This window comes from Thermoanaerobacter thermocopriae JCM 7501 (assembly GCF_001310975.1).
In the GTDB taxonomy this organism is placed as follows: domain Bacteria; phylum Bacillota; class Thermoanaerobacteria; order Thermoanaerobacterales; family Thermoanaerobacteraceae; genus Thermoanaerobacter; species Thermoanaerobacter thermocopriae.
Map to the genome: position 1 here is coordinate 1 of NZ_BAZY01000003.1, position 18283 is coordinate 18283.

At 34.9% G+C, this 18283-nt stretch carries 19 protein-coding genes and 1 tRNA gene; 1 reads left to right on the forward strand and 19 read right to left on the reverse strand.

Annotated features, from left to right (window positions below):
• Window positions 1–458 precede the first annotated feature (458 nt).
• From JCM7501_RS01665 to JCM7501_RS01705, 14 genes are all read right to left on the reverse strand, one after another.
• The gene (locus tag JCM7501_RS01665) at window positions 459–3980 is read right to left on the reverse strand and encodes a glycoside hydrolase family 66 protein (protein WP_256200993.1); all 3522 of its coding nucleotides are present in this window, start codon (window positions 3978–3980) and stop codon (window positions 459–461) included.
• Window positions 3977–5065: a glycoside hydrolase family 66 protein gene (locus JCM7501_RS13595; RefSeq protein ID WP_256201032.1), complete on the reverse strand. Its 1089-nt coding sequence runs from the start codon at window positions 5063–5065 to the stop codon at window positions 3977–3979. The genes JCM7501_RS01665 and JCM7501_RS13595 overlap by 4 nt, the downstream gene beginning before the upstream one ends.
• Before the next feature lie 508 nt (window positions 5066–5573).
• On the reverse strand, window positions 5574–7163 hold the full coding sequence (locus JCM7501_RS01670; RefSeq protein ID WP_256200994.1) for a glycoside hydrolase family 66 protein: 1590 nt from the start codon (window positions 7161–7163) through the stop codon (window positions 5574–5576).
• Window positions 7151–7273, reverse strand: a complete 123-nt coding sequence (locus JCM7501_RS16390) for a hypothetical protein (RefSeq protein ID WP_256200995.1) — start codon at window positions 7271–7273, stop codon at window positions 7151–7153. The genes JCM7501_RS01670 and JCM7501_RS16390 overlap by 13 nt, the downstream gene beginning before the upstream one ends.
• A gap of 36 nt (window positions 7274–7309) precedes the next feature.
• Window positions 7310–8353 carry a glycoside hydrolase family 15 protein gene (locus JCM7501_RS01675; RefSeq protein WP_256200996.1) on the reverse strand — a complete coding sequence of 348 codons (1044 nt, stop codon included), beginning with the start codon at window positions 8351–8353 and terminating at the stop codon, window positions 7310–7312.
• A gap of 17 nt (window positions 8354–8370) precedes the next feature.
• Window positions 8371–8574 (reverse strand): glycoside hydrolase family 66 protein, encoded by a 204-nt coding sequence (locus JCM7501_RS13605; protein ID WP_028992693.1) that lies wholly within the window; start codon window positions 8572–8574, stop codon window positions 8371–8373.
• Complete coding sequence (locus JCM7501_RS13610; protein ID WP_028992692.1) at window positions 8562–8780, reverse strand: glycoside hydrolase family 66 protein; 219 nt, start codon at window positions 8778–8780, stop codon at window positions 8562–8564. Before JCM7501_RS13610 ends, JCM7501_RS13605 begins: the two co-directional genes overlap by 13 nt.
• Window position 8781: 1 nt before the next feature.
• Window positions 8782–8949, reverse strand: a complete 168-nt coding sequence (locus JCM7501_RS13615; RefSeq protein ID WP_256200997.1) for a glycoside hydrolase family 66 protein — start codon at window positions 8947–8949, stop codon at window positions 8782–8784.
• Window positions 8946–9440, reverse strand: a complete 495-nt coding sequence (locus tag JCM7501_RS13620) for a carbohydrate ABC transporter permease (protein WP_256200998.1) — start codon at window positions 9438–9440, stop codon at window positions 8946–8948. The genes JCM7501_RS13615 and JCM7501_RS13620 overlap by 4 nt, the downstream gene beginning before the upstream one ends.
• 23 nt (window positions 9441–9463) lie before the next feature.
• A complete protein-coding gene (locus JCM7501_RS13625; RefSeq protein WP_256200999.1) occupies window positions 9464–9778 on the reverse strand; it encodes an ABC transporter permease family protein in 315 nt (104 codons plus the stop codon).
• Between the two features lie 15 nt (window positions 9779–9793).
• A complete protein-coding gene (locus JCM7501_RS01695) occupies window positions 9794–10741 on the reverse strand; it encodes a carbohydrate ABC transporter permease (protein WP_028992690.1) in 948 nt (315 codons plus the stop codon).
• A 65-nt stretch (window positions 10742–10806) separates the two neighbouring features.
• Window positions 10807–11667, reverse strand: a complete 861-nt coding sequence (locus tag JCM7501_RS01700) for an extracellular solute-binding protein (protein ID WP_256201000.1) — start codon at window positions 11665–11667, stop codon at window positions 10807–10809.
• Window positions 11668–11690: 23 nt separating this feature from the next.
• Window positions 11691–12017: an extracellular solute-binding protein gene (locus tag JCM7501_RS13630; RefSeq protein WP_256201001.1), complete on the reverse strand. Its 327-nt coding sequence runs from the start codon at window positions 12015–12017 to the stop codon at window positions 11691–11693.
• Between the two features lie 319 nt (window positions 12018–12336).
• Complete coding sequence (locus JCM7501_RS01705; RefSeq protein ID WP_256201002.1) at window positions 12337–13446, reverse strand: ROK family transcriptional regulator; 1110 nt, start codon at window positions 13444–13446, stop codon at window positions 12337–12339.
• A 336-nt stretch (window positions 13447–13782) separates the two neighbouring features.
• Here JCM7501_RS01705 and JCM7501_RS16090 point away from each other — a divergent pair, with 336 nt between their 5' ends.
• A complete protein-coding gene (locus JCM7501_RS16090; protein ID WP_161629566.1) occupies window positions 13783–13962 on the forward strand; it encodes an AAA family ATPase in 180 nt (59 codons plus the stop codon).
• A 301-nt stretch (window positions 13963–14263) separates the two neighbouring features.
• On the opposite strand, the gene JCM7501_RS01710 is transcribed toward JCM7501_RS16090, so the two are convergent.
• The 5 genes from JCM7501_RS01710 to JCM7501_RS01730 form a co-directional block, all read right to left on the reverse strand.
• A tRNA-Arg gene (locus JCM7501_RS01710) sits at window positions 14264–14340 on the reverse strand.
• Window positions 14341–14440: 100 nt separating this feature from the next.
• On the reverse strand, window positions 14441–16063 hold the full coding sequence (gene groL / locus JCM7501_RS01715; protein WP_012994686.1) for a chaperonin GroEL: 1623 nt from the start codon (window positions 16061–16063) through the stop codon (window positions 14441–14443).
• Between the two features lie 14 nt (window positions 16064–16077).
• Complete coding sequence (gene groES / locus JCM7501_RS01720; RefSeq protein ID WP_003866817.1) at window positions 16078–16362, reverse strand: co-chaperone GroES; 285 nt, start codon at window positions 16360–16362, stop codon at window positions 16078–16080.
• 231 nt (window positions 16363–16593) lie between these two features.
• The gene (locus tag JCM7501_RS01725; protein ID WP_028992687.1) at window positions 16594–17571 is read right to left on the reverse strand and encodes a hypothetical protein; all 978 of its coding nucleotides are present in this window, start codon (window positions 17569–17571) and stop codon (window positions 16594–16596) included.
• Window positions 17572–17912: 341 nt separating this feature from the next.
• Entirely contained in the window at window positions 17913–18098 is a 186-nt protein-coding gene (locus JCM7501_RS01730; RefSeq protein ID WP_012994683.1) for a hypothetical protein, read from the reverse strand.
• Window positions 18099–18283 lie beyond the last annotated feature (185 nt).

The window sequence follows — 18283 nt, forward strand, 5'->3', positions numbered from 1 at the left end:
TATCCTCAAAGTTATTTTTTCACAAGAGACACCCCTTTCTGTGTTGTTTTGTTTTCCATAATCTATTTTATCACAGGGGTTGTCTCTTGTTTTTTCACTCAAAAAATCTTACGATAATTTTACACTATGGTTTTAATCTTTTTTATGTGGCTCATTTTGTGTTGAACTAAATATATGGCTTCTCCTCCTCGTGTCTAGCACCTACTTGATACATTATGAGGAAGAGAAGCCTTTTATATTACTCACTTTTGCACAATTTTTTCGTTTTATGTTATTTACCTACGAAATTTTGCTTATACAATCTAGCAGTATTTTATCTACTCTTAACACTGTGTGCTTCAAAAACCAGAAACATATTTTAAGCTCCAAAAGTTACATTTTTAGATTTTAAAAATCAGGTAATCGTAGATCAAACCGGTTTAAGTAAGTAAGGACCGCCATCTGAAACCAGGAGCCCGTTACTGGTTCAACTGCTGTACTGATAAGCGGTTGACCATTGGTCCAGTCCACAGCTTCACCGGGTGTGACATAGCCGCGAGCAGTTCGGCTGACATACCACTTAAGCCGAGCCAGTGCAGTGGCATCATCACCCTCCAATGCTCAATCATAGACGCGTACATAGTCATTTGTGGCCAAACTGGTTCGGCTGCGCCAGCCTCATACTGTCCACCGGGGCTATATGGACTAGAATAATAGAACTCATCGTTTTCATATCGAGCAATGCCGTACCTATCATGGGTCAGCCGTGATAGTACCTTAATGCGGTGATCTCGAATCCTAGTATCAGTCGGTGAAAGGAGACCAAAAACCCAAATCAAGTCCGATGAAGCATCAACCGTCGTTCGCGCTGTACCGTCTGTATTGATCGCCCGATTAAAATAGCGATTAGATTTATTCCAGAGACCTCGTGGTGAAGACAAAAACGATCGTAGAATCGCATCCTTGATGGTTTGAGCACCCGACAAATAGTTATTTGAACGAGTAATATCACCTTTTTCTTGGGCTAACAACCGTCCAGCATTCAATCCTGCGGCATAAGTAACTTGAGTAAAAATATTATACTCGACCTGCTCCTCCCAGATAGAAGCATCAGCCGGACCAAACCCAGAAGCGCCAATGTTTTTGTAGATGAAATCACCAGCGCGGGTTATCTGCGTCCAAATGTTATTCAGAAAAGTCGTCGCTGCCGAGGAATCGCGGGATTTGAGTAAACTGTAATGTTGATAAACCCCGATGAGAAAAAGTCCAATGGCATCGTGTTCAGGCTCCACAAACGAGATCCATTCATTTGCCTTCCATACATTATAATTTGTATGCCATGTCCCATCTGTATTTTGAACAGAGGCCATCCAGTTCCAATACTTTTCCGCCTCAGAAAGATGATTAGCAGCATCCATTCCCATAGCTGTTACAGCTGAGTCACGAACCCACACCTTGTACTGATAAGAGGGATTTGTAGCCGCGGGCCAGGAACCAAACTCCGGATGTTGTGCCTGTTTGTTTATGATGAGGCTCCGATCAAAGGCAGTATTGATACCAATATCAGACGTATTAACCCGCTGGCCGCTGTTAAGCCAATTATTATACTCGGCAGCAGTTTGGGTAAACCAGTAGTCAGCTGTCTGAGATCGAGCTAAATCTGCTGCTGCTTCCGCTTCCTCCTGAGTTGAACCGATAGCATAATAAAAAGCCAATGTTACACTACCTCCAGCAGGCACGGTAATAAGTTTCTGAAAACCCATGCTAAGATTCTGTGACCAAAGATCACCGCACCTATTTAGAACACCGTTGGCGTCGAACTGATACCACGGTGATGACGTCTGACTGTTAGGATTGGAATCGGCGTCATTACCCACCTGATAACTATCCATAGTCTGAAAAGCACCCAATTCAATATAGAACTGACCAGTCTGGCTCATGTCAGTACCAAGTGCATTTCGACTCACGTCCCACCAGCCATGTTGCCACCCTGGATTCGGATCGCTACTAGTCCTGTTGTTCAAATGAACTTGTTCTAGAAAGTTTAAAGTACGTGCGCTACTTGTCTGGTTTAAAAAAGTATATTTGATCACAAGAAAATTTTGGTTAGGCACCATGGCGTATTGTTTGGTAATCTGTACTGGCAAGGCTGAGCCATTATAGGTCAGATATCTCACGGTAAGAGTCCCGTCGTTTTCAAACCATGCTTCAGAATCAAAGCTATGAGCATTGGTATACTTTATGGGAGTAAGATCCGTTTCATCTCGGAAAAAAGCAGTTGCATCTACGATTTGATTAGTAGGCCAATCGCCTCTGAAATGAAGTTCAGCCAGGCGAGGGCCATAATTTCCATTATCAGTCGGGCTTAATTTGCTAGCCATGTGAATACCTATCAAGTTGGACCAGTTATTCATCCAAAAGGAGCGAGCCGAAGTTCTTGTTGGAGTAGTTTGTTGTAGAACAATCAGGTTATCAAGATTAATAGCACCATCATTTTCGGAACTGTACCAAAGTACCACTTGATGAACACCCGCTGAAAGCCACACAGTGGTTTCCACTGTATCCCACACATCCCAGTTATAAAGATTTCGGAATTGGAGAGTACCTGCATACTGACCATCAATAAATAAAGTTCGCGTGGCAATAGTAGTACCGCCGTTTCCATATCGGAATCGAAGCGTGTAGGTATCACTAGTTGGAACATTTATAATAAACGATACACCTTTATCACTAGCATCAAAGTTGTCTACAAAACCGCTGCCAGTATATCCTGTATGATCGGTATTGATGTTAGTGCCACTTTTAATAGCATATTCTGCTTCATACTGTCCATCTGGCGGTGTGGTTATCGTACGCTTTACATAAATCATATCCCAGTACTTTAAGCTTGGCACAACAAACTGGATATAGTTACCTCGGCTATCATTACCCGTCGTATAAGTGAGTGGAATGGTCATACCGTGATCGAGATCCGGACTGGCAAGATATACGCCACTGACAGCGGCATTAGGTCCTGGATAGTATTTAACTCCAATGTTGCTTTGGAAAGTAGGCTGAACAGCTGGGTTACGCCACTGATCATCATTGCCCATTAGATTAATCAAATGTATGATATCATAATCAGACTTGCGTTTAATCATTTGCCAAATAGTACCAGAAGTTCCGTTGCCGCTTAAAGGTTGTCCGGTTGTCAGTGCAATCCATTGGTTGCCTTGGTCAGCTGGAACTATATCAGGATCAAAGAGTAAATTTTCATAAGCAGTAGCAAAACTATAGTAGTCTCTCATCGCTGCCTTGAGAGAATTACGCATTGACTTGGAACGGTTCGGATAATATTCATGCGCTAACATCTGATTAGTATCACCAAGCTCAATGTGTGTAGCACCGCTAGCAAACATCATTGCATCTGCCAATCGAACTGAATGTTCCTCAAACTCTCCAAGAGTTAAATGATCGACGTTTATAGCGCCTATATTGTCACTGTCATACTTTAATGTCACACTATGAGTACCAGCAGTAAGTCCCTCTATTTGAATCCACGCGTCCGTCGCCCAAGTATCCCAATCCACCTGATTAGCAAATGAGACTTGTCCCAGAAATCGTCCATCTACATAAACATTACGAGTAGCAGTAGCACCAGTGGCATTTGCATAACGAAAAACAAACGAATAATCACCAGTCTCAGGGAAGTCAATTGTCCACGTGATAGAATCACCCACCGTTTCAAACCCATCGACAAAGCCAGTGCCCGTATAACCAGAATGGTTTGTATTGACACTAACGCCTGATAGAATAGCGGATTCAGCTTCATATATTGGACCGTATTCCTCGTTGTAATTCATATAAGCTGCAAGTACAACAGGCTTGCCACCATTGTTTTGCCTGAGCCATTCGATGTAATTTCGGAGATCATTATATGTGTTAGCTTTCCACCAAATCTCGCTGAAGTCAAAGTCGCTGGCACCATAACGAGCAATTTCTCCCGCCCCCCAACCGTTCACTGTACCATCAACAATATTAAAAGTAACAACATTTTTTTTGCATTATTAGATTCTAATTCTGACTTAACTTGTTGAAGAAACTGAGCGAATGTACTAGGCAAAGTAACGGAAAAGCTAGTATAATCGTAAACATTGTCTCGCTGCCCCATTTGATCGATCTGTATGCCATCAAAACCTGCCGTATTGATAGCATCTTTGTATTCACTAATGATCCAACTCTGCCAATTCACATTTGCTGGATTAAAAAGCCACAGAAACTTGCCATTATGAAAATCCACGTTAAACTGGCTTTGATGTGCCGTATCTTGAAAGATACCCCAGCTAGGGCTGATTCCCCACATTTGTTCATATCCTTCACGAGCTGCATAACTCATAGCGTAAGCCATGGCATAAGCATTAAAGGAATGAACTGCTGCAACATTGTTTTGTATAGTTTGCCAAGAAAGTGTGCGATCAAAAAGATCCACCCAAGTAGAATCTATAACTCCATTGGTTCGCTTAATTAGCTTCTCATGCCGCCACATCCAGTCGTAAAATTGAAAAATATTAAGATGATAGTCTTCCACCATCTGTTTAACTATATCTGTGGATTGCTGGGCAGTCTGTGAAACAGGAAAGTTTGAGATAAAACCATAGCGAGGAAACCGAAGCGGAGAGGAACTTACATCGATACCTGTTCCATTGAAATCTGTACTTCCTGCCGCAATTCCGGCATAATAACCAACAAAGTCGGTAGGTGGAGCAGTCCATGTAAATGTGATTGTAGTTGAATCCCCATTGGCAAGAGTAACTGACTGACTTGCAGTGTAAATTTGGCTTTCTAGTTTATTAATCTGAAGAGTTAAAGTGCCGGACCATGTCGAACCAGTTTTATTAATTAAATCAGCACTAATGGTAACAAGATCCCCTGGATTATATCGAGCTTTATCTGTATAAACCCGTTGAATCAAATTACCTGTTGAAGCGGCATAAGCAACAGAAACTCCTGGTGAGATAGGATAAGTAAATAATGTGAAAAAGTTAGACAACACGAAAATTACTATTAAAATTGTTATAAAGAGTTTTCTTCTATAAAGAGACAACATAATCAAAAACACCTCCTCATTTTATTTTTGGTTTTCGGAGAATAACTTCAAAGTCATCATAAAATTAGTGGTTTTGCTATATATTTTCAAAAGAATTCCCCTGTTTTTGGCGAATTTTTAACCCTATGAAACCCAATAATAACCAATTGTCGTTTTTAGATAGATAATATCTAATACTTTCCTCAGACTCTATTGGCTCTCACTTAATGTTTCAAGTTTTTTATTATGAAACTGAAAGATGTAATATATATACTCTTTATTGACAATACATATATCTACCTCGCATAATTTCTTTCATTTTTTATACCATAACTCGCCAAGTTTATATCGTTAGCATCATTATACAATGGTAGCAAATAGGAATACCTCAATTTCTCAAAAATTTTTATACAAAGTTTGTGCTTATCCTAATCTTCTAGATAAAAATAGCAATAAAATAAAGAGAGCTTAAATATAAGAAATAGCTCAAATATGTCCCATTTATCTATCCTTGAAATATTACATAAATTTAACTCTCACAAACTATATAAACCATATCCCAAACTCTTAATTGTGGTATAACAAATCTAATAGCTTTCCCATGTTCATGAGGTACATATTCATAATCCAGTTTCTTCGGTTTACCAGAATCGATGTCTGGTGATGCTAAATATACACCTTTTACCTTTTCTACTACAAGAGCAATAACTTCGATATTATTTATAATTTTGGATCTCTTCTCTTTCCCTTCATTCCACTTTGTGCTTTCTAGTCCAGTAAAGTTAATAAAATGTATTATTTTATATCCCGGTTTTTCTTTTATTAAAGTCCATACGCTATCCTTTTCAGCTTTTGGTGAAAACTTTGCACCTTTAAATACATACTCACCATTTATTCCTCCTGTATGTGCCATAGTATTATCAACAATATTAAAATCATATAAAAGTTCTTCATATCTTACAATGAAATCATAATAATTTCTTAGGTCTCTAATGAATTTCTCATTGTCTATCATTGTATAATTAGGATAATAGGCCTCTGTTAATATACCGTTTAATTCACCAAGCAAAAGATGAAAGCCGCCACTTGCAAATATTGTAGCCATCGCCATAATTGTCGCATTTTCTGCATATTCTACTGGGATATTTGATCTTTTTGAAAAAGGCTCCATGTATGCTGCAAGAATAACCTGCTTATCAGGAGCATATTTTTTCGCATTTGTAATTAAATTATATAAATCCTGATAGGTATCATTTGGAGACCATACTTCTATATATACAACATCCTGTTTCGCACTTGCTACTGTATCAATAGGCCAGTTATTTACAGCATTAAAAATTAAAGCAGGTTTATATCCATTTTTTTCGATATACTCCCTTGTGTCATTAATTAACACAGGAAATTCATTCCTTAGTCTTCTTATCTTTTTCACACCACCAGCAATACTTAAAGCCTCTTTAGGGAAACCGTACTGGTCCATGTGTATACCATCAAATCCAAATTTAATAGCCTTTAAAAATTCAGATATTATGTGATCATGCCATCCAGATTCCTTTGATATATCCATAATGTAAATCAAATTTATAAGGTCAAAAACAGTTCCATCATTTTTATACAGTGCCCAATCTTTATGTTTATCATAAAATTCTTTTTCACAACCGTAAACAGCACCATAAGCAATAGCTGTCATACCAAATTTATGCGCATAATTAATTTTTTGCTTTACTACATCAATTAATAGGTTTCTACCAAGAGGATCATCAAAACTACTAGTCGGGGGTAACAGTTCATGATGTCTATACATCCAGTCATAAAACTGTACCACATTTATATGATATTTGTTCAGCTGTACTAAATCTTTATCATCGTTTTCATCTCTATCAAAAAAATCCGATAGGAAACCGTATCTCGGTGCTAATTTCCATGACTCGGTAATATCAAACGATGTTGATAAACTGTCAATCTTTTCATTATTCCTGTACAAATCCACTTCAACCCCAAAGCCCATCATCTCTTTTTCGTTTTTTTCTATATTAAACTCAAAAACAACTTTTTCGTCATGCAATTTTAATTCTTTTTCTGTTTTATAAAGTATGTCATGAAAATTTAAAACATACATGATACAGTATAGTTACCTAAATCATCCGTTACCTCAAATGTTGCAATAATTTCAACTTTTTCACCAGGTCTATATTGTGATTTTGACGGATACACATCTTTAATCTTCAAGTTGTACACCTGCCTTTTTAAGTTCATAGTCAAGTACTAAATACATAGCGTGTGACCACAATAATGGCTTTGCAATATTACCCCACTTATTAACCAATAGGGATAATAAACTTCATTATTTAAATGATAAGGTACCTGTTCTGGCAGATATCCATTTTCATCCGCTTGCTCTTCTATCCATTTTTTTACTTCTTCCGCTTTTTTATAATCACCTGATTTGCAATAGTAAAGCCCCATCCATGCAGATAATAATATCCATTGGCCGCCACCATAATAAGTATCTTTTCTATAGCGGTGCATTCCCCCATTGTGTAAAAGTTCTTTTTCTATTCTTTTAATTGTATTTAGAAATATCTCATCATTTACATCAACTACTTCAAAAGGTATTGCCAGCCATATCAAACTACTGTCAACACTATTGCTTCCTACGTACTTTACAAAACTATTTTCAACAACACAGTTTGTCAAAATATAGGTCTTTATTTTATTCGCTAATTCTTTAACTTTATCATCATTTAAATACTTGTTTATAGAATTAAGTCCCCCATAAAGACATGCTAGCGTAGAGGTATGTATTTTATCACTATTTTCTTCCCATACATCAAAATTAGGATAATACCATAAATTATCAATGTATTTAATTGTAATATCTATGCTTTTGAAAAAATCATTTATGAGTTCCGTCTTACCTGTAATTTTTATATGTTCTGATAATCCCCAAAGCCATGTGCCATATCCATCAAGTTGAAAATTACCCCATCCACTATCTTTCTCTTCATAACCTTCCAGCGTATATCGCGCATAAAGAAAGTCATTCGGTTCAAGTTTATTACCATTTTTTATTTTCTCTATAATTTTATCCACTTTATAACTATATTTTATTATCACTTCATTTACCCAACGATAAAATTTCTCTGCTTCAGCATACTGACCCATTAAATCCACAGAATACGCAATGAAACTGCCATCTCTCAACCAACTGAAATGATATGTTGGGAATGAAGGTGATGCTATAAATGAACCATATTCTGATTGATTACTTTTAATAATTTTAATACTCTTTTCTACCAAATTCTCCATTTCAATTCCTCCAAAAATTATTTTTTAATAAATATCATGTCCCAGTATTGCAGTTCAGGAACAGATATTTCCAGATATTTGCCTTTACTATCTTCCTTCTTTTTAAGTTGAAGTTTCATTGCCTTACCATCATTAATATCTGGCGAAGCAAGATAAATATTTTTAATATTATCATCTTTTAAGTAATAGTTCACCTTAAAATCTTTTATTATAGGTAGCACACTATTAGATCATCTCTCCAATTCGAAACCTCAATACCAAGTAAATTTATCATGTGTATAACATCATACCCTTCTTTTTGTTTCGCATATGTCCATACTGTTCGTACTGAACTATTGTTACTCATCTCAATTCCAGGTATCTCTATTTTGCTATCTGATCCTTTAAGCCCATCTCTTAACAGATTTTCATATGCTGTAAAAGTCATACTAATTTCTCATAACTTTTACAAGTGATTCCGACATTTTTAAATTTGCTGACGGAAAATACTCTTTTGAAAGCATTCCCGTATCACCAAGCTTAATATGGTCGCCACCAGCAGCAAATATTGCAGCATCAGTAAGTCTTACACTTTTATAAGACTCTAGTATGCTCAACCTTTTAAAGCTCCTTCTTGGATACCTCCCCTTATGAAATACTTTTGGAATATGATAAATATTAAAATTATTGGTATAACAGCTATCAATGATGCTGCAAATACAAGTCCCCATTTTGTTGCAAACTGCCCCTGAAACATTCTTATCGCAATGGGCAATGTTCTTTTTATTGGGGTCTTTATTAGTGTCAATGCAGTGAAAAACTCATCCCATGTACCTGAAAAAGCAAAAATTGCAAAAGTTGCTAATGCAGGTTTTGAAAGTGGCAGTATTATGTGTCTGTATATAGTCCACCTAGAACCTCCATCAATAACAATTGACTCTTCCAATTCTTTTGGTATCTGTTCAAAAAAGCCCTTCAAAAAAAATGTATTTCCTGCAATTCCTCCTCCTACATACAGGAGTAAAAGTCCTGTATATGTGTCAACAAGATGCATTCCATTAATAACGGTATATTGTGCTACAATGTTTAAAACTCCTGGTACCATCATTGTAAAAAGATAGATATTAAAAATTAAATTTTGCCAGGAAAATTAAACCTTGCAAACCCATATGCTGATAAGGTAGAAATAAAGAGAGACAATATTGTATTCGTTATTGCGAGAAATAAGCTATTTAAAAAGTATCTTTCGAAATTGTTAGCATTCCACGCCTCTATAAAATTGCCTAAGTATAAAGATTTTGGTATCAAAACAGGGGGATATGGCATAACATATGTATCTTGTGTCAAAGCTGTAGCTATCATGTACATAAAAGGAATAACCATGGCAGCAGAACAAATCAATAGCAAAATATGAATAACAAGTTGACCAAATTTGTTTTTAACCATAAATATTACCCCTTTTTAATAATTAAACTCATCATACTTCAAGAGTCTTTTTTGTAACAAAGTTACAGCCATAATTACTATACCAATTATTACACTAATTGCAGATGCATATCCGAATTCAAAATCTGAAAACGCCCTATTATACATATAATTCAAAAGCACATCCGTTGTACCAAGTGGAGCACCATTTGTTATCATCATAACTTGTATAAATACTCCAAATGCACCTATAATTAGATTTATCAGTATAAAAAAGTGGTAAGGTTTTATTAACGGTATAATAATCTTAAAAAACGTTTGAACAGGGTTAGCCCCGTCTACTTCAGCAGCTTCGTACAGCTCATTTGGTATACCTTGAAGTGCTGCCAAGTATATAACCATTACCCATCCTATACCCTTCCATATGCCAAGAACCCAGATTACAAAGTTAGCTGTCCACGTATTCTGAAGCCAGGAAATAGGCTTAGAAATTAAATGTAGCTTCAACAATGCATAATTAATTAGACCTTCTTTACCATCTGTAAATAAATATTTAAAAATTAATGAAACAACTATCCAGGAAGTAATTACAGGTATATATATCATAACTTTATATAAATTTTTCCCTTTGATTACATTGTTAATTAAAACTGCAACAATAAGCCCTATCGCCATTTGACCAGGTACTGTAACAACTCCATACAAAACCGTATTTCTAAAAGCTAACCAAAATTTTTCACTGTGAAACGCTCTCATAAAATTTGCAAACCCTACAAACTCACTGGGTTGCCCTGGCATTATATTGTAATTGGTAAAAGCCATATAAATATTTTTTATTTGTGGATAAACAACAAATACAGATAATAAAACTAACCCTAATCCTATAAAAGGCAAAACCTCAACCCATTCTTTAAATTTTTGCTTAAAACGGCTATTCTTTTTATTATTTTTGCTTTTATTTTCTAATATAGACTGTGATAACATTTAACCCAACTCCTTTTTGTAAGAAGGATTAAGAGTACACTCCTAATCCTTCTTACAAAATAATTTTAATTATTTTGTAAAAATTCATCTATTTGTTTTGTAGCTTCATCCAACGCCTGTTGAGGTGTTGCTTTACCTCTAAATACTTTCTCAAAAGCTTGATTTAAAGTCTCATCTATCTTACCCCAATTTGGACTTGGTGTCCTTGGCCATGCAGTTTTTAATTGTTGAACATAAAGGCTAATAATCGGATCACCACTGACGTCAGGTGAGTTAGCTACATCCATATTTGTCGGTATAAGCCCTGCTTGTTTTGCCAGCAACTTCTGAGGTGTTTCAGAAAACATATATTTCATAAATATCCATGCCTCTTTAGGATGTTTAGTAGTTTTAAATAAAACAAGGTCTTCACCGCCTACAACCGATATGCTTCCTCCAGGTCCTTGTGGAAACAATGCAGGTACTGTAGACTGCTTTGCAGCATCCCCCTGTATACTGTAAAACCATGGTCCATCATCAATCATCAAATAATTATTACCTTTCATACCACCCCACGTATCTGGCTGTCCTCCCAAAATACATGGTCCAATTAATTTCTTGTTATATAAATCTAGTAATTTCTCCAACGCAGCTACACTTTCAGGGCTATTCAAATATCCTGTAGCTTTTGTATATTTGTCGTCAGTAACCTTACCACCCAGTGAAAGAAAATAAGGAGCAATTCCCCAAGGTCCTGTTCCACTGATTGCTAAACCCCATTTATCTTTTCCCTTTATTTTTTCCGCAGCTGCAACAAGTTCATCAAAAGTCTTTGGTGGTTCTGTTAATCCTGTTTGTTGTAATAACGTTTTATTATATATTGCTATCTTAGTATTTGTATTTTGAGGAATTCCATAATAGTGACCATTGAAATAGTTAGTCTCCATAGGTCCTTTAAATGATTTTTCTTTTATAGCATCAAACCTTCAAGGTTATCTACTGGTTGTAGTGCGCCTAATTTCGCAAATTCTGGTACCCAAATTATATCCATCCTCATTACATCTGGAGTTGCATTACCTGCAACTGCTGATATTACTTGTTGTTTTAATCCATCATAAGGCATGCGCGTAGCTTTTACTTTAATATTGGGATATTTCTGCTCAAAATCAGGGATAATTTGCTCATTTAGAATCTTATCTTCCGTATCACTGAAAGTATGCCAAAATTCAATTGTAACAGGTTCTACTTTCTGGGTATCGTTTACAGAACTATTGTCAGTTGTCTTTTTTTGTGCCATTATTTGAACTACATCCCGCCATTACAAATGTCAAAGTCAAAATAGCTGCTACTAAAACACTTATCACCTTTTTACTCATTCTAAATTTCCCCCTTTTATTAATCAAATTTATAAGTCAAATATTTATTTAATTTGTTCCCTTTACCCCTCCCTTCAACTTTTTTCAGTGAATGAAGTATTAAAAATAAATTAATTAAACTCACTTAAAATACTGTTAATGCATTATCTTGACCTTCATATAAAGGTACTTCAAAAAGTTTGCTAATCGCTAATGTTGAAGCACCAATCACCCATCCTTCATCTCCAAGTTCAGATACTTTTATCTGTACTTTTTCTCATGCATTTTGAAAAAATGATTTTTTACAATATCACTTATAACAGGTAAAACAATATCTTTAGCAATCATTCCTTCTCCCGCAAGGATTATTGTTGATGGATTTAATAGATTTATCACGCTTAATAAACCATACCCCAAATATTTTGCAGATAGCCTTAATACATCAATCGCAAGCATATCTCCTTCTTTTGCATATTCATAGACTTTTTCAATAGATAAATCTTCTGTAAGATCTATTTTACTTTCACTATATATTTTTATATTATCTTTAATATAATCCACTATGAAATCTTCTGAAGCATATGCTTCCAGGCAACCCCTTTGTCCGCATTCACATTTTCTGCCTTCAGCAACCAGTACCATATGTCCTATTTCTCCAGCACCGCCAAAATCACCAGTATACAATTTTTTATTAATTACTATTCCTGAACCAATACCAGAACCATAAGTTACCACTATAAAATTATTTAATTTTCTTCCATGTCCATACCACAATTCAGCTAATGTATAGGCATTAACATCATTATCAACGTATACAGGAACGTTAAATTTATTCTCCACAATATTACCAATTTCAACATTACTCCAATTTAACATACCAGAATATATAAGCCTGCCTCTCTGTTGATCAACTAAACCAGAAACTGCGACTCCTATACCCATCAAATTTTTGTTATAAGGAATCTTTGTAATTAATTTTTCTATGTTTTCAACCACCATGTTCAATACCGTATTACTATTTGTCCCTTTTTTAAATGGTACAACTCTCTTTTCAAGAATCTCACTTTTAAGATTTGTCAAAGCAAATATCAAGTTATTCTCCTCAATTTTAATGCCTATAATATATCCGTAATTATAATTAAATTCCAAAAGAATAGGTTTTCTTCCACCTGTAGAATCAGCCTCTCCTACTTCATGAACAAGATTTTGGCTTTCTAATTCTTCAACAATGTTTGTAACAGTAGATAATCCTAAATTAAGATTTTTTGAAATATCAGTACGGCTAATAGGTCCATTCATTCTTATTTCGTTTATTACTAAAGAACGATTAATATCTTTTATAAGTTCCTTGTTTCCTATCCTTAGTTTCATTTACCATCACCTTTATATATAATAACATACTTTTTTCACTGAATCAAGTATCTTTTTAATAAAAAATTAAAACTTTTATATCTTTGTCAAAAACTAATATTGGAAGGATTTTTCTAATATTCCTAAACATCAAAAACAAAATTTTTTGTAGTTGTACATTAAAATACGATATTCTCTCATACTTTCAATGTTTACAAAAATATATAATCTCTTATAATACGACTGGAAGTAAGCGACAAGCTAATTTAAATAATTTCTCCTTAAAAAATAAATTCGATCTTCTTTTAAAAAAGATTCTCGGTAATGAAATATACTGGATAATAAACTAAAACGATAGTGGAAACTATTTTTATTAAATTCACTTTTGATAACAAAAGTCATAATAGTGAAGGTATTGGCGATGGTATTGGGAGTATATTTACCATATGTGATGCTTTATACGATTCAGAATCTAATAGTACAATAGTTATTGATGAACCTGAATTATCCCTGCATCCAGCCTACCAAAAAGACTAATGAATGTGTTTAAGGAATTTTCCACTTTTAACTATTTAAACAACATTCTCCTTTTTGCTATTACAGTTGCCCTTCTCGTCAAAAAGATGTTGATATAAAATCCTTTCATTAGTACTATTTCGCTTAAAAACATCTATGTTTTTAAAGTATAGTATTTAATCCAAAAAGCCAACTTGAAAGAGAAATAAGAAATGGAGTATCGGTTATATTTTTTACTGCGTCATACGCATCGACAATATTATTACAAACGAGGGGTAAATCCAAAATAATACAAGAAAGACTTGGCCACCAAAATTTCAAATGGTGCGCCCGAGAGGACTCGAACCTCCGGCACGCAGTTTAGGAAACTGCTGCTCTATCCTGCTGAGCTACGGGCGCTTAAAAACTTATTACAGAAGTATTTTATCAGACAATTATAAAGCTGTCAAGGCCAAATAACTAAAAAGGGGACCAAGCTTTCGCTTAGACCCCTTTTTAATTACATCATATCCATTCCTGCACCGGGATTAGGTGTTGTATTCTTCTCTGGTATATCTACCACTACTGCTTCTGTTGTAAGTATCATTGAAGCAATTGATGCAGCATTTTGTAAAGCTGTCCTTGTAACCTTTGTTGGGTCTACGATACCTGCTTTGAACATGTCTGTAAACTCTTCCTTGTAAGCATCATATCCGAAGTGAGGATCTTTAGCAGCCTTTATTTTTTCTATTATTACAGAACCATCAACACCAGCATTTGCTGCAATTTGCCTTACAGGTTCTTCTAATGCCCTTAAAACTATTTTAGCACCTGTCTTGAAATCGCCATCTAAAGAGTCAACTACTTTTTGCACATCTTCTATTACATTTAAAAGTGCAATTCCGCCACCGGGTACTATACCTTCTTCTACTGCTGCTTTTGTAGCCGCCAATGCGTCTTCAATTCTGTGTTTCTTTTCTTTAAGCTCTGTTTCAGTCGCAGCACCAGCTTGAATAACAGCTACGCCACCTGCTAATTTTGCCAATCTTTCTTGTAATTTTTCTCTATCATAATCAGAGGTAGTTTCTTCAATCTGAGCTTTAATTTGATTTACTCTCTTCTTAATTTCTGCAGCATCGCCTGCTCCGCCTACAATTGTGGTATTCTCTTTTGTAACTTTCACTTGTCTTGCACGGCCAAGCATATCTAATCTCACATCTTTTAAGTCGTAACCTAATTCTTCTGAAATTACTTGACCACCTGTGAGTATTGCTATATCTTGTAACATTTCTTTTCTTCTGTCGCCAAAGCCAGGAGCTTTTACTGCAACACAAGTAAATGTACCTCTCAATTTGTTGACAACTAATGTTGCCAAAGCTTCTCCTTCTACATCATCAGCTATAATAAGGAGTTTTTTACCCTGTTGTACTATTTGTTCCAAAAGTGGCAACAAGTCTTGGACATTTGAAAGTTTTTTGTCTGTTATGAGTATAACAGGCTCCTCTAATACTGCTTCCATTTTTTCAGCATCAGTTACCATGTATGGAGAAATATATCCTCTATCAAATTGCATTCCTTCAACAACCTCAAGGGTTGTACCTAAAGTCTTTGATTCTTCAACAGTTATAACTCCATCTTTACCTACTTTGTCCATTGCTTCGGCAATGAGATTGCCTATCTCTTCATCAGCAGCAGATATAGAAGCAACGTGAGCAATTGATTCTTTATTATCAATAGGTTTGGATATCCTCTTTAACCCCTCAACTGCAGCATCTACAGCCTTCGCAATACCTCTTCTTAAAAGCATTGGGTTAGCTCCTGCAGCAAGGTTTTTGAGTCCCTCGCGAACCATAGCCTGAGCTAGAAGCGTTGCAGTGGTTGTACCGTCTCCTGCAACATCGTTAGTTTTTGTAGCCACTTCTTTCAAAAGCTGCGCACCTTGATTTTCAAATGGATCTTCTAATTCAATTTCTCTTGCAATGGTAACACCATCATTTGTAACCGTAGGTGAACCATATTTTTTGTCCAATACTACATTACGCCCTCTTGGACCCAATGTAACTTTTACAGTATCTGCAACTGCATTAACTCCTCTTTCTAATGCTCTGCGGGCTTCTTCTCCATATTTGATCTGTTTTGCCATTTTCAACTACCTCCTTATTCTATAATTGCTAAAATATCACTTTCTCTTAAAAGTAGATATTCTTCCCCATCCAACTTAACTTCTGTCCCGGCATACTTGGAGAAGATCACTCTATCGCCGACTTTCACTTCTAACTCTACCTTTTTGCCGTCTATGTATTGCCCTGTTCCTACTGCAACTACTTCACCTTGTTGTGGTTTCTCTTTTGCAGTACCTGGCAAAATAACTCCACCTTTTGTAACTTCTTCTGCCTGAATTACTTTGACTACAACTCTGTCTCCAAGTGGTTTTAATCTCATATACCTTATCCCTCCTCCTTTATTTATTAGCACTCAACTTATGTGAGTGCTAATCCCAATCTCTATATTAATTTAAGTAATTAAACATATCAAACTTTATTATAGCCTATTTTAGGCATATAGTCGTATTATTTATGATTTTACCCAAATATTTTAATTTTATGCCATTATTTATTGATTTAAATTGTGTTTCTATAATTTGTATTTTTAAATAAAAAATATAGGGAAAATTTATTCCCCTTTTTCTAAGTCACTTTTTTCTTTATTAGACAAATTAACCAAACCCTGTTGCTTCAGATAATTTATCATATTATACATGTATTGCTGTTGTTCTTTTGTAAGCATAGATTTTAAATTGTTTATAGCTGCTAATTGCTGTTCAGACATACCTTGAGGAAGTAAATTTTCTTCCTTATTTGGCAATTCCTGTTCCATTTCTTCCTCATCTTTTTCTCCCTCTTTTAGGTCAACTTCTATTTCTTTTATTTCTTCGCTTTTTTCTTCTTCCTCCTCTGTTATTTCTTCATAAAAATCTCTGGTTGCTTGTTGAGATTGTTTTTTCTCCTCTTTCATACTGTTCATAATTCCTTCTGCTTTGTTTAATACCTCTAATAATTTTATATTCTTTGCAATTTTATCAGTTTCCTCTATTTTTTCTTCTGGTATTATAGGCCGTATAGCTTCATAAATATCTACTATTTTATCAAAAAAGTTATCTTTATCCTCTTCTTTTGTGTATTTTTCTAGTCTTTGTTGCAAGTTCTTTAATGCTTCGTGGAATTTTAAAAACTTATCTATTATAATTTGCTTGTCTTCTGCAATATAAGGTTTTATTGCTTTTAAAATCCCTATTTTGTCTACCTGAGTTTTGTCCATTGCCTCAATTTCTTCTTGGGAAAGATTCATTAAATCTTTTTGTATCTCAATTATCTCTGCTATTTTAGAAAAAATATCTACATAATATTGATCTCTTTTGCATAAATAGGGCTTTACGCTTTCTACAAAATTTTTACTTTTTGTTACTATTTCATACACATTAATTGTCGACTTTTTATCTTCTTGTGGTAGTAAGAACTTACCATTATCATCAGAACCTGAGGAAGGTACAGTCTCATTTTTCTCTCTTTCTACACCCATCATTTGAAATCTCACAAAAGCTACTATTAAAAGTTCTATAGCCAGTATTTTTAATAAAATCTCTCTTTGCAAAACAAATTCCCCCTATTTTTAATCTCTTACTAAATATATGAAAGGGCTAGTCTATTATTATTAGATTTCCCGTAATTTTAAAGATTTGCGTTACTAAAATTAATACCTGTTAATAACCAAAAAAGATTCTTTGCTTTTTTTTCGCGTTTTCTTCCTGTAAAATTACAAGTATTAAAAAGAAAAACAACAGACTTTCAAGCTCAAATCTTACATCCAGTATCAAAGTTAAAACTACAAAAAAGAAGAGCAGAGTATCTCCAGAAAAAGACATATATTATCACTCCATATATAATTTTATTAAAAGTAAAAAGGGCTCTATCGCAGGATAGAGCCCTTTAAAATTATTTGACCTCATTTAAAAACCAGCCTAACCCACCATTCATTATTATTACAAGGAGTATAAAGAAGAACAACAATGTCTCTAAAGACCATGTTACATTAAGCCACTCTCCGCCAAGTGCTAATACAAGTATCAAGAAGAAAAACAGCAAATTGCTTTGCCCAAAAACTGAACTTGTTCCTGCCATATTGATCCCCCTTTATAAAAAATTTTAATGTTTAATTAGGCTTTTGGTTCTTCAACAATAAATCCTGGGATAAACAAGCAGATTAACAATATGATGATTATGATCCAAAACCATCCAAATCCCCATCCTGCTCCACCTTTATCTACTGGCATAAATATTTTCCTCCTTTCAAATTTCATCTTTTA

Excerpts from the sequence above, each read along its gene's own strand:
- JCM7501_RS01700 (WP_256201000.1), bottom strand. The coding sequence starts at position 11,667 with ATGGAGACTAACTATTTCAATGGTCACTATTATGGAATTCCTCAAAAT.
- JCM7501_RS01695 (WP_028992690.1), bottom strand. The coding sequence starts at position 10,741 with ATGTTATCACAGTCTATATTAGAAAATAAAAGCAAAAATAATAAAAAG.
- groL (WP_012994686.1), bottom strand. The coding sequence starts at position 16,063 with ATGGCAAAACAGATCAAATATGGAGAAGAAGCCCGCAGAGCATTAGAA.
- JCM7501_RS13620 (WP_256200998.1), bottom strand. The coding sequence starts at position 9,440 with ATGATGGTACCAGGAGTTTTAAACATTGTAGCACAATATACCGTTATT.
- JCM7501_RS01675 (WP_256200996.1), bottom strand. The coding sequence starts at position 8,353 with ATGGAGAATTTGGTAGAAAAGAGTATTAAAATTATTAAAAGTAATCAA.
- JCM7501_RS01705 (WP_256201002.1), bottom strand. The coding sequence starts at position 13,446 with ATGAAACTAAGGATAGGAAACAAGGAACTTATAAAAGATATTAATCGT.
- JCM7501_RS13625 (WP_256200999.1), bottom strand. The coding sequence starts at position 9,778 with ATGGTTAAAAACAAATTTGGTCAACTTGTTATTCATATTTTGCTATTG.
- JCM7501_RS13595 (WP_256201032.1), bottom strand. The coding sequence starts at position 5,065 with ATGTTGTCTCTTTATAGAAGAAAACTCTTTATAACAATTTTAATAGTA.
- JCM7501_RS01670 (WP_256200994.1), bottom strand. The coding sequence starts at position 7,163 with ATGTATGTTTTAAATTTTCATGACATACTTTATAAAACAGAAAAAGAA.
- groES (WP_003866817.1), bottom strand. The coding sequence starts at position 16,362 with ATGAGATTAAAACCACTTGGAGACAGAGTTGTAGTCAAAGTAATTCAG.
- JCM7501_RS13610 (WP_028992692.1), bottom strand. The coding sequence starts at position 8,780 with ATGACTTTTACAGCATATGAAAATCTGTTAAGAGATGGGCTTAAAGGA.
- JCM7501_RS13630 (WP_256201001.1), bottom strand. The coding sequence starts at position 12,017 with ATGGCACAAAAAAAGACAACTGACAATAGTTCTGTAAACGATACCCAG.
- JCM7501_RS01730 (WP_012994683.1), bottom strand. The coding sequence starts at position 18,098 with ATGGCAGGAACAAGTTCAGTTTTTGGGCAAAGCAATTTGCTGTTTTTC.